This is a genomic window from Gemmatimonadaceae bacterium (genome assembly GCA_040882285.1).
Lineage (GTDB): Bacteria > Gemmatimonadota > Gemmatimonadetes > Gemmatimonadales > Gemmatimonadaceae > JACDCY01.
Genome location: JBBEBQ010000006.1, coordinates 60,224 through 74,804, shown reverse-complemented (window position 1 = coordinate 74,804; position 14,581 = coordinate 60,224). Strand labels below are relative to the sequence as shown.

Below are 14,581 nucleotides of genomic sequence, written 5' to 3'. Positions count from 1 at the left end.
ATAAGATGCCGTCAGAGAGGGAGAGTCCTGGGATTCGTCAAGGGAATCCAAGTTTGGAGTGTGGCAGTTTGGAGGGGTCAGTTCGGAGCGATACCGCTCAACCCCCTACTGCCAACTCCGAACCGCCACACTCCGAACTTGGATTCCCCGTCCAAATCCCCGGAGTACGCCTACCCAAGAATGATGTCAAACGTCGCGCCCGTCTCCGTCGGCACGAGAGTGAGCTTCCCCCCGTGATTGTCCCGCACGATCCTCCGCGCGAGCGACAACCCGATCCCCCATCCCTTCTCCTTCGTCGAGAACCCCGCCTCGAATATCTCCTTGCGGATCTCGCGCGCGACTCCGGGCCCGTCGTCGGCGATGCGGACGCGGACACCGCCCTCCGGCAGCGTCGTGCTGGAGATCGACACGCGGCCGCCGCGGCCGCCGAGCGCGTCGATCGCGTTCTTGGTCACCGCCTCGATCGCCCATTCGAGGAGAACCGGATCGCCCTCGACGATGGCCGTGCCGTCGCTGGACGACTCGATCGTGACGCGCTGCGCCAGCGTCGGAACGCGCCGGCGGAAGTACTGCGCGACGCGCTCCGCGATCTCGGCCACGTCCACGCGCTCGTTCTTGGGAGGCCGCCCGATCCGCTCGAAGCGATGCGAGATCCGCCCGAGCCGCTCGAGATCGCCGGCCATGTGCGCGACGGCGTTGGTGGTGATCGAATCGGTGTCCTGCTCGCCGAGCAGCTCGATCCAGCCGCTGAGACTGGACAGCGGAGTCCCCAGCTGGTGCGCCGACTCGCGCGCCATGCCGGCCCAGATCTGCTCGCGATCGGCGCGCGACCGCGTGCGCAGGGCATACGCTCCCGCGATCAGCAGGGTAAGGAGCACTCCGGAGAGCAGGTACGGCACCACCTTCAGCCCGCGCACCAACGGAGTGTTGCCGTAATGCACCGTGCCCACACCGGGCTCCGTCACCGGCGTGTTCTCGATGTCGAGCCGGCGGACGTACTCCTTCACCCGCTCCGGATCGTACGGCTCCTCGAACGGAAGATTTACCGCGTGCGTCGGGATACCGGCGGTGTCCGTGAGGACCAGCGGCACGCCCGCTTCGCGTATGTGCATCGACAGGTCGAGCAGCGCCGAGTTGGCCGCGTCAGGATTGGTGTCGTTCAGCGCGTCGTACACGCGGGCGTACATCTGTCCCACGCGCGATGCCTCGCGGCGCAGATCGCGCACCACCGTCTGCGTGTACACGACGTACCACGTCAGCAGCGCGATCACTCCAACGATGGCGAGCATTGCCGGAGCGCTGCGCCGCATCTGCTAGGTCAGCCGGTCGGTCCGGGCGTACGGGCGGAGTGCTTCCGGAAGCAGCACGCTCCCGTTCGCCTGCTGGCCGTGCTCGAGCAGCGCCGCGATGATCCGCGGGAGCGCCAGCCCCGACCCGTTGAGCGTGTGCACGAAGCGCGGCTTGCCGCCGTCGGCCGGCCGGTAGCGGATGTCGGCGCGGCGCGCCTGGAAGTCGGTGAAGTTGCTGCACGACGAGACCTCGAGCCACTTCCCCACGCCCGGCGCGAACACCTCGAGGTCGTAGGTCTTGGCGCTCGCGAAGCCGGTGTCGCCCGCCGCGAGCAGCACCACCCGGTACGGCAGCTCCAGCAGCTGCAGCACGCGCTCGGCGTGTCCGGTCAGCAGCTCCAGCTCGTCCCGGGACCGCTCCGGCACGGCGTAGCGGACCAGCTCGACCTTGTCGAACTCGTGCACGCGCAGCAGACCGCGGGTGTCCTTGCCGTGGGATCCAGCCTCACGCCGGAAGCACGGCGAGTACGCGGCGAAGCTCTTCGGCAGGTCGGACTCGAGCAGGATCTCTTCGCGGTACAGATTCGTCAGCGGGACTTCCGCCGTGGGGATGAGGAAGAGGTCGTCTTCCTTGAGCGCGTACATGTCGTCCTCGAACTTCGGCAGCTGCGACGTGCCGGTCATGGCCGCGCGGTTCGCGAGGACCGGCACCCACGTCTCCTCGTAGCCGTGCTCGCGCGTGTGCAGATCGAGCATGAGGTTGAGCAGCGCGCGCACGAGCCGGGCGCCTTCGCCGCGGAAAACGATGAAGCCGGAGCCGGCGATCTTCGCGCCGCGCGCCATGTCGATCAGGCCGAGCTTCTCGCCGACCTCCCAGTGCGGCGCTACGCCGTCGGCCGCGCGCGGCCTCCCCCATTCGCGCACGACCTTATTGCTCTCCTCGCCGCCGGCGGGCACGTCGTCGAGCACGGCGTTCGGGAGCTGGAGAAGCAATTGCTCGAGCTCGCCCTCGGACGCGGCCAGCTCCGTCTCGAGCCGGGCGATCTCTTCGCCGAGCGCACGGGAGCTGGCCTGCGCGTCGTCGGCAAGCTCCCCCGCTTTCTTCCTGCGCGCTACTTCGTGGCTGAGCGCGTTGCGCGCCGCCTTGCGCTCCTCTACGGCCTGGATCGTCGCGCGGCGGTCGCGGTCCAGCTCGACGGCGCGGTCGATCGTCGGGGCCAGCGTCTGCTCCTGCCCGCGGTGACGCATCGCCGCGCGCAATTCACCGGCCTGCTCGCGCAGCGCGCGAAGGTCGTGCATTCAGTTCTTGGGAAGGCCCGGGGCGAGGGAGCGGAAGCCGCAGTTCGGGTTCGCGACCAGGCGGAACCAGATCGCATTCGTGCCCGCGGACACGCTGTCCACCACGATCTTGGAGTAGACGTTGGGCGACAGCGAAAAGCTGCAAAGGTCGTTCTGCCGGTTGCGGCGCGCTTCGATCACTACCACCTCCCCGACACTCACCGTCAGCGGCTCTTCCGTCTCGTAATCGCCGGTGGGCGCTCGCTGGACGCTCTCGAACGAGCCGGCGACCTTGAGCAGGCCGACCTCGTTGATCCCGGTCAGCGGCAGCACGATCAGCTTGACCGGGTAGATGACTACGCGCCGCTGGGAGTCGAGATCGAAGACGACGTCGAAGTTGGCGGTGGAGTTGATCGGCGTGACGGTCCCGAACGGCGTGTTGAGCGCCGTCGGCGTCAGCGTGCCCGACCCGGTGAGCGGAAAAACGGTGAGCGTGTCGAGCCGGGTCTCGGCCCTGGCTTCGATACCGGTGACGTCACCGCAAGCCGCGATGACTCCCCCGGCGAGCGTGAGCGAGAAGACTGTGGCAAGAGCGCCGACACGGGCGCGAGCGACGCGCGAACCGCAGCGCATGCGCGGATTGGAAACGGTTGACAGGTGTGGCTCCGGTTAAGAGTTGTAACGTATTGCCTAAGTCACGGCACTTCAAGCGATTGCAATTTGACAACTATCCGAGTCCCCCGGTTGTTACCCGCTGTTAGTTTTGGACTATCGGCGCGGCGCCAGCGGAGACGGGCCGAGCCACCTCTTCCATTTGACACCGATGCCTACGCTCCCGGCGGTGGTCTGGCTCACATGACGGCTGCTACCAGCGGGAAGCGGCGGATTCTGGTGGCTGACGACGAGCCGCACATCGGCCGGATCATCCAGATGAAGCTGGAACAGGGCCCCTTCGAGGTGCTGCTGGCTGAGGATGGAGAGGCCGCTCTGGAGGCGATCGAGCGCGACCCCGCCATTTCCCTGGTCGTCCTCGATCTGATGATGCCGAAGCTCAGCGGGCTCGATGTGCTCGCCCGCGTGCGCGCCAACGAGGCGACGCACGCGCTCCCGACCGTGATCCTGACCGCGGCCGGCGAGGAGGAGCAGCAGCGCAAGGCCATGCGGCTGGGCGCCACGGAGTTCCTCACCAAGCCGTTCAGTCCCAAGAAGCTGTACACGATGGTCGCCCAGCTGCTCGGAGTTCCGGTGCCGCCGTCGACCACCGGCGAGCAGTCCAGCCTGGACAAGGGCTGATGCGTCGCGTCGCAGCGGGGACCCGGCGGTGACGAGGTGGGCGGTGATACTGGCCGGCGGCATCGGCTCCCGCTTCTGGCCGCTGAGCACGCCGTCGCGCCCGAAGCAGCTCCTGCCGCTGATTAACGGAGAGCCGCTGCTGGCCAACGCCGCGCGCCGCATGGCGCTGGTCGCGGAGCCCGCCAACACGCTGGTGCTCACCAACGCCGAGCTGCGGGACGCCGTCGTGCGCACGCTCCCGCAGATCCCGCCGGAGAACGTCATCCCCGAGCCGCGGCCGAGCGGGACCACCGCAGCGCTCGCGTGGGCGGCGTCGGAGATCGTCGCGCGCGAGAAGGACGGCACGATGATCTGCATTCACGCGGACTGGGCGATCAGGGACGACGCCTTGTTCGCGGAAACGCTGCGAAACGCGGCGACCCTCGCGGAATCGAAGCGCGCGCTGGTGACGGTCGGAATCGTGCCGACCCGGCCCGACACGGGATTCGGCTACATCGAGCCGGGAGCGGCGGTGGACGCAGGGTTCCGGGTGCGGCGGTTCATCGAGAAGCCGGACAGTGAGGGCGCGAAGCTGCTCGTCGGATCCGGCGCGCTGTGGAACTCGGGGATATTCTGCTGGCGGGCCTCCGATTTCATCGACGAGCTGCGGCGACACTCGCCGGAGGTGACGCCCGCGCTGGAGCGGCACGCCCTCCCGCGCGGACGCTCGCGCGACGAGTTCTTCGCGTTCGTGAAATCCGTGTCGGTGGACGTGGGCGTGCTCGAGCGCAGCTCGAACGTGCTGGTCATGCGCGGCGAGTTCGGGTGGGACGACATAGGCACGTGGAGCGCGCTCCGCCGCGCGCGCGCGGCGGACGAGGCGGGCAACGTGCGGAGCGGCCGCACGCATCTGCTCGAGGCGCGCCAGAATGTCGTGCACGCCGAGGGCGGCGCGGTGGTGATGTATGGCGTGGACGGCCTGGTGGTGGTGAGCCGGCCGGGATTGACGCTCGTAACCACGGTGGAGAAGTCCGGGGATCTGAAGAAGCTCGTCGACTCCCTGCCGCCGGAGATCAAGAGCATCTCATGAGCGACTTCTTTCTGTACGACGATGCGGCGGCGCGCGCGTTCGAGCCGTTCGCGCTGACGCGTCCCGCGTCCGAGCTACGGGCCGGTGCCGAGCTGATCCGGAAAAGATGGGAGCGCGCGTTCGGCGTGAAAGTCACGGGATTCATCGGCGCGGCGCACCTCGCGGCGTTCGACGAGCCGGAGGCGCCGCCCGCCGTATGCTCGGACTCGGACGTCGTGCCGGGCAGTCTCGTAGCCAACTCCCGCTTCGTGCCCGCGTTGAGGGCCGCCAAGGTCGATCCGAAGACGCGAGTCTGGAAGAACGGCGGCAAAGTCGTCGCCGTACGCCTCAACTCCAGCCATCACGCATCCCGGTTCGGCGAGGGACAGCTTTCGCTGGAGGAGCTGGCGCAGGAGCGCGCAAAGGGTGTGGAGGTCGCCGGCCGGTGGATCGAGAACGTCTGGGATCTCATCGGCACGCTGGTGGATCAGCTGCAGGAAGACATCCCGATTCTGGGTATCGAGCTCGAGGTGGCGACTCCGCGCGACTGCATCGTGCTCGGCGAGCACCCGTTGTTCTGCGAAGCGGGCGCGAAGGTCGAGCCGCAAGTGGTGTTCGATCTCACGAGCGGACCGGTTCTGATCCGGCGCGGCACCGAGGTCCCGGCGTTCACGCGGATCACTGGGCCGTGCTACATCGGGGAGAATTGCGTGCTCGTCGGCGACCGGATAGCGTCGAGCTCGCTCGGCGAGGTGAGCAAAGTGCGCGGCGAAGTCAGCAACACGATCGTGCTCGGCCACAGCAACAAGGGACACACCGGCTTCCTCGGCCACTCCTATCTCGGCCGCTGGGTCAACCTCGGCGCCGGCACGACCACAAGCAACATGAAGAACACCTACGGCCCGGTGCAGCTGCAGACCGCGAACGGTCTGCAGGGGACGAAGCAGCAGTTCCTCGGATCTTTCTTCGGCGACTACTCCAAGACCGGCATCGGCACGATGCTGACGACCGGCACGATCGTGGGCGCGGGCGCGAACGTGTTCGCCACGGGCATGCCGCCGAAATCGGTGCCGCCGTTCGCCTGGGGCGACGGCGAGCGGTACGAGATCGACAAGTTTCTGGTGGTGGCGGAGAGGATGATGGCGCGGAGGCATGTGGAGCTGAGCGCCGGCGCGCGCGAGATGCTGCGGGCGGCGCACGGGAAAACCGGTGACTAGTCACTGCTGTTCATGCGCCAGCCTAATGTGCGCGATATGGTGCTCGCCGTGCCAGGCGTACATCGCGAGCAGCTGATCGACGGACATGGTGCCGTTTTCGGGGTGATCGATGGTCCGCGCGAAATCCTTCGGCTTCAGCGAGCGTAACAGCGCCACCCAGCGCGAGTGCAGCGCCTCGAGCAGCTCGAGCGAAACTTCCACGGGCAGCGTGCGCGCGTCCTCCAGCTCGGCCCACTTCCCTTCGTCGTACGGCTTTATCCTGGGGTGATCCTCCGTCAGCGCCAGGCGAAAACGAGTGTAGGAATTGACATGGCTGTCGGCGAGGTGGTGCACCACCTGTCGCAGCGTCCAGCTCCCTTCCCGGTAAGTGCTGTCGAGCTGCGCGTCGGACATGCCTGCCACCGCGGCGCGGAGCGTCGCGGGCATCGCGTCGATCTTCGCGATGGCCGCCACGCGCTCGGCTTCAGAAAGCTTGTCGGGCTGCTGAAACTCGCCGATGGGGAAACGCGGGTTCGTCATGGCTCCCTTTGGTGCATGGTTTATCAACGCCCGCTGCCCTTACTAGTCACCAGTCACTAGTCACTAGTCACCGTTTCTAAGGTCTCCTCGCCCGCGACGACCAGTGAATCGCGCTGATCTTCCAGCCGGCTTCCGTCCGCCGGAGCACCATCAGCTCGGCGCCGGCGGAATTGACCGCCCTGCCGTTGAACTGCCCCTGCATGACGCTCGTGGACGAGACCCACGCGGCGTTACCCTCGACGCGCACGCGCATCGGTCCGCGATTGGCCGGGACGGCGCGCGCGAACGCGATGTCGGCCGGGAGATGGTGCGACCTGTACTCCTCGCGCGTCTCCACGCCGCCGGACTCGAGCACGACGACGTCCCCGTCCAGATACGACAGCGCGGCCGCGCTGTCACCGGCCGCGAGCGCGGCGTGAAAGCGCTCCACCGCGCTCACGACCGCGGCGGAATCCAGCGCGAATCCCGGCGGGAGCAGCGGAAAGAGCGGCTCCGGATGGATGCGTGGCTCGGGAGGTTGCCGCACCTGCTGCGCGACGGCGCGGCTGTACACCTGGCGGCCGCCCACGAACGTCGCGACCACGTTGGCGGAGAGGATCTGATTCGCCGGTACCGTCATTATGTCGCGGTCGAGCACGGTGAAGTCCGCGAGCTTCCCCGTCTTGATCGAGCCGATGAGCGACTCCTGAAAGCCCGCGAACGCCGGCCAGATCGTCATCGCCTTCAATGCTTCGGTCCTGGTCATGCGCTCGGCGGGATACCAGCCGCCGGGCGGGTAGCCGCTCTCGTCCTGCCGCGTGACGGCGGCGTAGAACGAGATGAGCGGATTCACCGATTCCACCGGCGCGTCGCTGCCGTTGGGAATGATCACGCCGGTCCGCAGCAGCTTCCTCCAGGCATACGCGCCGCGGATCCGCTGCGGTCCCACCCGCTCCTCCGCCCAGCGCATATCGCTGCGCTGATGACTCGCCTGCATGGACGGGATGACTCCGAGCCGCGCGAACCGGGGAATGTCAGTGAGCGCGATCACCTGCGCGTGCTCCACGCGGAAGCGGTGATCGCGCGCCGGCGCGCGGCGGAGGCCCGCCTCGTACGCATCCAGCGCTATGCGGTTGCCGCGGTCGCCGATCGCGTGCGTCGCGACCTGGAAGCCGGCGGCGAGCGCGGAGTGCACGAGACTCTGAATGCGCTCGGGCGGAGTGACGAGCAGCCCGGTGTTGCCCGGGTCGTCGGCGTAAGGCGCGAGCAGCGCGGCTCCGCGCGAGCCGAGCGCGCCGTCGGCGTACACCTTGACGGAGCGGATCCAGACGCGGTTGCCGTGCGCGCCGTTCACGAGCCCGCGGCTGAAGTAGTGCCGCTCGTCCGCGGTGTCGGCCGAGATCATTATGTAGGTGCGCAGATCGAAGTCGCCTTGCGCCGCCATGGACTCGATCAAGTCGATCGTGCCGCGCGACTCGCCGGCGTCGTGCACGCTGGTCAGCCCCCATTTATGCACTTCCCGCGCGGCCGCGAGCAGCCGCCGTCGCGTCTGCGCGGGCGTGGCACGCGGCACTACCCGGTTGACCAGGTTCTTGGCGTTGTCGACGAAGACTCCGGTCGGCCGGCCGGATGCGTCGCGGACGATCCGGCCGCCCGCGGGATCACGGGTCGCGGCGGTGATGCCGGCGAGCTCCATCGCGCGCGCGTTCGCCAGCAGCGCGTGTCCGTCCACGCGCGTGAGCACGACCGGGTGATTCGGTACCGCGCGAGTCAGCGCGTCGTGAGTCGGAAAGTCCTTCACCGGCCAGCGCGTCTGATCCCACCCGCGGCCCAGGATCCATTCGCCGGGCGGAAGCGCCGCCGCGCGCTCCACGACGCGCGCTATGACCTCCTCGTAGGTGCGCGTTTCGTCCAGCCGCACGCGCTCGAGCGCCGTGCCGAGTCCACTGATGTGCGCGTGCGCGTCCGCCAACCCTGGGTAGATGTACGCGCCCGGGAAATCCATGGAGCGCGTGTTCGGCCCGCGATACCGCTCTACTCCCTGCCGCGAGCCCGCGTACACGAAGCGCCCGTTCGAAATGGCGACGGCGTGGACGTGCGGCCCCGGCTCGACGGTGTAGATGCGATCCGCCGTGACGATGAGCTCGGCGGGGGATTGGGCGCGGAGTCCTGTCGCTATACAGGCGGATGCGAGGCTGACGAGGAGGAGTCGGTTCATTGACTGGTGACCATTCATTGGTGACTAGTGACTAGTGACTTGTGACTAGTCACGTGCAGCCCCCGCCCTCGCAGCGGCCACAATCTCCGCCACCTCGCGCAACAACGTGGGGCCGTGATAGGGAATTCCATCCTTGATCGTCCATTCGATACCGCCGGTTCGGATCGCCTTTCCGTCCCGAATTTCCTCCACGCCCGTCGGATACAGCACCTTGAGGTTGGCCAGCGGATTCCCGTTCACGACGATCAAGTCGGCAAGGTAGCCGGCGCGGATCCGCCCGAGCCGGTGCTCCTCGCCAAGAATGCGCGCGTTGTTGCCGGTGGCGTGCTGAATGACCTTGATGGGGTGGAAGCCCGCTTCCTCGTGCAGCTCCAGCTCGCGGATCAGGCCGAAGCCGTACATCTGGTAGATGAACCCCGCGTCCTCGCCCGCGCCGATGAGTCCGCCTCGCCGCTCGAAGTCGCGCAGCGCGCGCATCCAGATGCGGTAATTCTCCTTCCAGAAAGTCTCGTCGGTGGTGGTCCAGCCGAAGAAGTACGAGCCGTGGTTGGCCGGGTCAGGGCGGAAGTAGCGCTCGAGCGTCGGGTGCAGGTAGTCGGCGAACCACGGCTGCGTCTGCGCGCGCTGCAGGTCCCTGCTCGCTTCGTAGATGACGAGCGTGGGCACCCAGGCAACTTTCGCGGCGACCATCGAGTCGAGCACCGCTACCAGTCTCGTGGAGTCCGCCTCGCGCCAGAGGCGGCCCGCGTAGCGGAAGCGATCGACCTCGTCGCGGTAATCGTAGTCGGCCGGAAAGTTCTGCACCCCGCCGGGGATCGCGGCGTCGGGGACGCCGTACCAGTGCTCGATGCTGCTGGTGCCGCCGCGGATGTCGTCCCACGCATTGCTCTCCTCGACCCCGGCGTGGTGCGCAACTTTGAGCCCGACCTTGCGCGCTTCATCGAGCAGCGCGGCAAGTATGTCGCGGTCGATTCCGGTCGTCTTGATGCCGTCCACGCCGAGCGCCTTGAGCTCGCGCACGCGCGCGCGGGCCAGCGCCGGATTCGTGGGCGTCGGGCGGCGGCCGAACTGCGCGTACACGTACAGCCGGGGCGCGGCGATCTGGTTCTGGCGGCTCTGCTCTCGCAACGCGAGAGTCCGCTCCGTGGGCGACCCCACGTCTCTCACCGTGGTGATGCCCGACGCGAGCCAGAGCTTGAGCTCGTAGTCGAGCGGCTGGGGGATTCCGCCGCGCTCCTCCTGCACGTGCCCGTGGGCGTTGATCAATCCCGGCAGCACGAACTTTCCGGTCGCGTCGATCTCGGCGTCCGCCGCGGGGCGGCGGGCCCTGCCCTCGCGCACGGCGACGGGATCGAGCCAGACTATCTCGGCGATCGTGTTCCCCTGGATCACTATGTCGGCGGGGCCGGAAGCGGGTGTGCCGTTGCCGTTGACGATCGTGGCGTTGCGGATCGCGAGGCGGTCGTAGCGTTGGCCGGAAGCGACCTGCGCGCCCGCGGGAGACAAGGCACCAATGCCCGCCACAACAAGCCCCGCGAGAAGCGCGTTCCGCGCAATCAGTTGTCGATCAAATCTGTTCACGTTACACGTCACCGTTCGGGACTTGCCGCGATTGGCTGAAACTACGCCATGGGCTGCCCTCCGGCCAAGAAGAAAGGCTTTCGTTTCGTGCCCCGCTCTTCCTCCGTCCTCACTTAATCGTCGAGGAGCGCTTCCGCGTCGAGTTCGAGCCGACCGACCTCGGCCGCCTGCGAACGCTCGAGGAGCTCGTCCTTCGCGTCAGCCGCGCCAATCGGCCGGAGTCGGCAGGCTCGCGCGTTGCGTGACGTACCGGAGAATCGCCGCGAGCTGCCCCTCGCCGTCGAGGCCGGCCTCGGCGATGACCCGATCCCCCGGCCCGCTCCCCGGATACCGTCCGTGGTAGAACGGATGCAGCGTCAGCGACCTGCCGAGATCGGAGCGAATCCAGCGGTACATCGTCGGGAGCGTGAACCCGGTCAGTCCCATCGCCTCCATCGCGACCCGCTCGGGGAACACCTCCTCGCGCTCCAGCGGTGAGCGCAGATCGAACAGCTCCGCGCTCGCGACGTAGTACACGTCGAGATTGATTCCCCACGCGGCGAGCAGCGGGAGCGTCTGCTCGACGAAGGCGTACGCGACGCCGGACTCCTGCAAGACTATCGACCCTTCGCGCTTCCCGTTCGCGCTCAGCAGCTTGTACACGCCCTGCACCGCATCCGACGCCGGCGCGAGGCCGAGCGCCTTCCTGTCCGGCACGAGCTCGGTGGGGCGGCTGACGAACGGCGCGATGACCGCCGGCGAGCTGCGCAGCGCCGCGGCCATGAGCGGCCAGATCTCCTGCGGCTCCCACGGGGTGAGCGTGATCATCGCCCCCGTCGGGAAGTTCTCCTGCAACAGCTGCAGCGGCTGCGGATCGGCGTGCGTCGGTCCGTCCTCGCCGGTCTTCAGTCCCGCGTGCGCGCAGACGAGTATGAACGGGCGATATGGACCGGGGTCGATCGCCTGCCGCGCCTGGTTTCCGATGGCGTGGAGCCGGGCGGCGATGTGTCCGAGCGGCGCGATGAAAGCGGCGTAGGACGAGCCCACTCCGATGTGGTGCCCGAACGTGGAGACGCCGGACAGTATTCCGGCCGTGGCGTCCTCGCAGATTCCGCCAAGAGCGAGCGTGCGGGACGCGGGGTTGGTGCGCGCGTTGAAGTAGCCCGGCGCCAGACCAACGGTCGCTTCGTTCAGGCTCGTCGAGCCGAGCAGATCCGCGGCGGATATGAACAGCGCGCCGTGGCTCTCGCGGTTGAGATAGCCGAACACCTTGCCGAGCTGGCCGCGCAGCGTCGTAGCCGTGCCCGGCGCGAGCTCGAGCGACGCCGGCGGACCGTCCTCCTGCGCCAGCGCGAACACTCGGAGAATGTCCGGCGACGACTTCGAGAGGCGTCTGCCGCGGTCGTACAGCCGCTCGCGGGCCGCCGCTATGCGCTCGACCATTCGCGCTACGAGCTGCCGGTTCTCCGCCAGCGCTTTACCGATCGCGGACAGCGCCTGCCAGTAGCATCCTTCGACGATCTCGGGGCGCGCGCCGGCGCCGCAGCGAGGATTCGCCGGATCGCACGCCGGCAGACCAGCGGGGCTCTCCGGGAACAGCGGCGACATGGCCTCGTAGAAGCCCGCCGCGCACAGCTTGTGCCCCGCGCCGTGTGAGGCGCGGCCTTCGATGCCGTACCGCCAGCCCTTGGTCGTGCGATAGATGATCGCAGTCGGCTGGCCGTTGTCGATGCTGAGCGCGGCTCGCTGCGCGGCCACGATCTGCTGGAAGCTGGTGCCGTCCGGAACGGAGATGACGTTCCAGTCGTTGAGGTAGAACAGCTCGCCCGGCGTCCACTGCACGTAGTCGCCGGGAGTCACGCCTTCGCGCGTGACATGATCGGAATCGATCGACGCCTGATTCCAGTCGAGATGCACGACGACGTTGCCGAGCGAGGCGGTGCCCGCGGCGGCGAGCGCTTCGGCGACGCGTCCCGGCGTCAGGCCGCCCTCGCCTTCCACGATGTGCACGCGCGGAGGATCGTCCGGGTAGCAGTCGGCCGCGGCGAACGCGAGTCCGATGGACGACGCGAGTCCGACTCCCGACGCACCGGTCGCAAGCCGCACGAACGGAGTCGCCGGCGTCGGGTGCCCGTCCAGCGGCTTCGACGCGAACGAGCGCGCGAGCGGCGCGGGTCCGGCCGGATTCCGGCGGAAGCCGAGCAGGTCCTCAAGGCGCAGCTGCAGGGCGACGTCGGACGGCAGCAGCGACGCGTCGCCGATGCGGATGATCTCGTTCCTGAGCGCCCACATGGAGTACAGACCGAGCGCCTTGTGGCCGGCCGCGTAGGATATGATGTCCGCGCGCTCGCACAGCGGGTCGGAGAAATCGTAATCCATCGCGTCGAACAGCAACGCGGCCACGAACCGTCCCGACGAGATCGATCCGCCGGGGTGCCCCGAGGTCGGAACGTAGTTGTACATCATCGCGCAGAGCGCGCGGTAGATCGAGTCGAGCAGCTCGAACGCCTCGACTTCCTGCTCGCTCAGCGGCCCGGGCGTGTCCTGGCCGATGCAGATCCAGCGGCTCCGGCGCGCGCCGAACGGAACCGGCGAGCCGCCGTTCCTGAGCATCTGCCGCGACGCGATTCGAAGCGGGTCCACCGTAGCTGTCAGCACAGGTTGCGCCCCTCCTTCACGAACGCGCGGAAGCCGTCGGCGTCCCGGCTCGCCCGCTCGATCCGTTCCATTCCCAGCTGGAGCTGCTGGAGCGAGGTCGCGATCGAGAGCCGCAGGTAGTGCTTGCCCTCGCTGCCGAGCCGGCCGAACGACTTCCGGTCGAGCGTCGCCACGTGGTGCCTGAAGAGCAGGAACCGCTGAAAGAGCGTTGCCGGACTCGTGGCGTCGCGCATCGCGGGCGGCAGGGCTGCGTGGGCCTCGATCGCGCCCAGGCTCTCGCACACGCCGGCGATGTTCGGGAAGACGTAGAAGGCGCCCTTCGGGTTCTGGCAGCGAATGCCGTCGATCGCGTTCAGCGCCGCGACGACGACGTCACGCCGCTGCGAGAACGCCGCCACCATCTCGGCGATGGCGACGTCGCTCTCCGGCGATTCCAGCGCGACTTTGGCGCCCATCTGGTTGTAGCCGGGAACGCACGAGAAATAGTTGATGTTCAGGTTCTTGAAGACAGCCGCTTCGCGCGCCGTCGGAAAGACTGCCCAGCCGATCCGGCCGCCCGTCCAGGAGTACGACTTCGAGACGCCCGACACGAGGATCGTGCGCTCTTCCATTCCCGGAACCGACGCGATCGACTCGTGCTTCCCGCCGTCGAAGACGATCCGCTCGTACACCTCGTCCGAGTACACGCGGACGTCGGGCGCGGTCTTCGAGAGAACTACGTGTGCGATCTCCTCGAGCCGCGCCCGGCTGGCTACTCCGCCGGTGGGGTTCGAGGGGGAGTTGAGGTAGATGAGCTTCGTGCGCTCGGTGACGAGGCGGTCGAGATCCGAGCCGCGGAAGTTGAAGCCCGTGCTCTCTTCGAGGTGGAGCGGGACCGCGGTGGCTCCGATGTAGCGGACGAACGATTCGTAGATCGGAAAGCCGGGGCTCGGATAGATGATCTCGTCGCCCGCGTTGCAGTACGTCTGCTGCGAGAATCCGATGGGCGGCTTGGCGCCGGGAAAGACCACGACGCGGTCCGGCGTGATGCGGAGCCCGCGCGCCTCGCCCATTGTGTGCGCGATCGCTTCGCGCAGCGGGAGCATGCCTTGCGGATCGGTGTAGTGCGTGTTGTCGTTGTCTATCTGCCGCTTCACTTCCTCGGCGATGTGCCGCGGGAGCGGAAAGTCGGGCTCGCCGAGGTTGCAGCGCACCACCTGGTGCCCGGCGTCCTCGACCTCCTTGATGAACGGGCCGACCTTGAACGCGTTCTCCGTATCGATCATCGCGACGCGGTCCGCGAACAGCGAACGCGTTGTATGCGAGGGGGTGGCAGCCGTGGCCATCGATGTTTTCCGGGTGAAATGGGGGTGATTCGCCTCGATGGTGTAGTCTGACCCAGTCAGGGCTGCTCCCGCTGTAGGGCGAAGCGCGGAAGCGGGGTGAGGGATGCCCTGACTCAGGGCAAAAAAAAGGGCCCCGGTTTCCCGGAGCCCTTTTCAGCTGTTGGCTCCTGGCTGTTAGCTGTTGGCTTAGCTAAAAG

Annotated in this window: 11 protein-coding genes; 3 read left to right on the top strand and 8 right to left on the bottom strand. The window is 67.8% G+C overall.

Going from position 1 to position 14,581, the window contains the following annotated elements; genetic code table 11:
* Positions 1-170 precede the first annotated feature (170 nt).
* Genes WEA80_03705 through WEA80_03695 form a run of 3 tightly spaced genes read right to left on the bottom strand, consistent with a single transcriptional unit; the run spans position 171 to position 3,200 of the window.
* Positions 171-1,289, bottom strand: coding sequence for a HAMP domain-containing sensor histidine kinase (locus WEA80_03705; protein ID MEX1185673.1), 1,119 nt, complete (start codon positions 1,287-1,289; stop codon positions 171-173).
* A gap of 24 nt (positions 1,290-1,313) precedes the next feature.
* Positions 1,314-2,588 carry a serine--tRNA ligase gene (serS, locus tag WEA80_03700; GenBank protein MEX1185672.1) on the bottom strand — a complete coding sequence of 425 codons (1,275 nt, stop codon included), beginning with the start codon at positions 2,586-2,588 and terminating at the stop codon, positions 1,314-1,316.
* The gene (locus tag WEA80_03695; GenBank protein MEX1185671.1) at positions 2,589-3,200 is read right to left on the bottom strand and encodes a hypothetical protein; all 612 of its coding nucleotides are present in this window, start codon (positions 3,198-3,200) and stop codon (positions 2,589-2,591) included.
* Positions 3,201-3,422: 222 nt separating this feature from the next.
* On the opposite strand from WEA80_03695, the gene WEA80_03690 reads away from it, so the two are divergent.
* Genes WEA80_03690 through WEA80_03680 form a run of 3 tightly spaced genes read left to right on the top strand, consistent with a single transcriptional unit; the run spans position 3,423 to position 6,125 of the window.
* The gene (locus WEA80_03690) at positions 3,423-3,860 is read left to right on the top strand and encodes a response regulator (protein MEX1185670.1); all 438 of its coding nucleotides are present in this window, start codon (positions 3,423-3,425) and stop codon (positions 3,858-3,860) included.
* Positions 3,861-3,888: 28 nt separating this feature from the next.
* A complete protein-coding gene (locus tag WEA80_03685; protein MEX1185669.1) occupies positions 3,889-4,929 on the top strand; it encodes a sugar phosphate nucleotidyltransferase in 1,041 nt (346 codons plus the stop codon).
* Complete coding sequence (locus WEA80_03680) at positions 4,926-6,125, top strand: putative sugar nucleotidyl transferase (GenBank protein MEX1185668.1); 1,200 nt, start codon at positions 4,926-4,928, stop codon at positions 6,123-6,125. Before WEA80_03685 ends, WEA80_03680 begins: the two co-directional genes overlap by 4 nt.
* On the opposite strand, the gene WEA80_03675 is transcribed toward WEA80_03680, so the two are convergent.
* The 5 genes from WEA80_03675 to WEA80_03655 form a co-directional block, all read right to left on the bottom strand.
* A complete protein-coding gene (locus WEA80_03675) occupies positions 6,126-6,644 on the bottom strand; it encodes a putative metal-dependent hydrolase (protein MEX1185667.1) in 519 nt (172 codons plus the stop codon). It lies immediately after the preceding gene.
* 76 nt (positions 6,645-6,720) lie between these two features.
* Positions 6,721-8,841: an amidohydrolase family protein gene (locus tag WEA80_03670; protein MEX1185666.1), complete on the bottom strand. Its 2,121-nt coding sequence runs from the start codon at positions 8,839-8,841 to the stop codon at positions 6,721-6,723.
* 45 nt (positions 8,842-8,886) lie between these two features.
* Positions 8,887-10,365, bottom strand: a complete 1,479-nt coding sequence (locus tag WEA80_03665; protein MEX1185665.1) for an amidohydrolase family protein — start codon at positions 10,363-10,365, stop codon at positions 8,887-8,889.
* Positions 10,366-10,620: 255 nt separating this feature from the next.
* The gene (locus WEA80_03660; GenBank protein ID MEX1185664.1) at positions 10,621-13,059 is read right to left on the bottom strand and encodes a hypothetical protein; all 2,439 of its coding nucleotides are present in this window, start codon (positions 13,057-13,059) and stop codon (positions 10,621-10,623) included.
* A complete protein-coding gene (locus WEA80_03655) occupies positions 13,053-14,384 on the bottom strand; it encodes an aminotransferase class I/II-fold pyridoxal phosphate-dependent enzyme (GenBank protein MEX1185663.1) in 1,332 nt (443 codons plus the stop codon). The genes WEA80_03660 and WEA80_03655 overlap by 7 nt, the downstream gene beginning before the upstream one ends.
* Positions 14,385-14,581 lie beyond the last annotated feature (197 nt).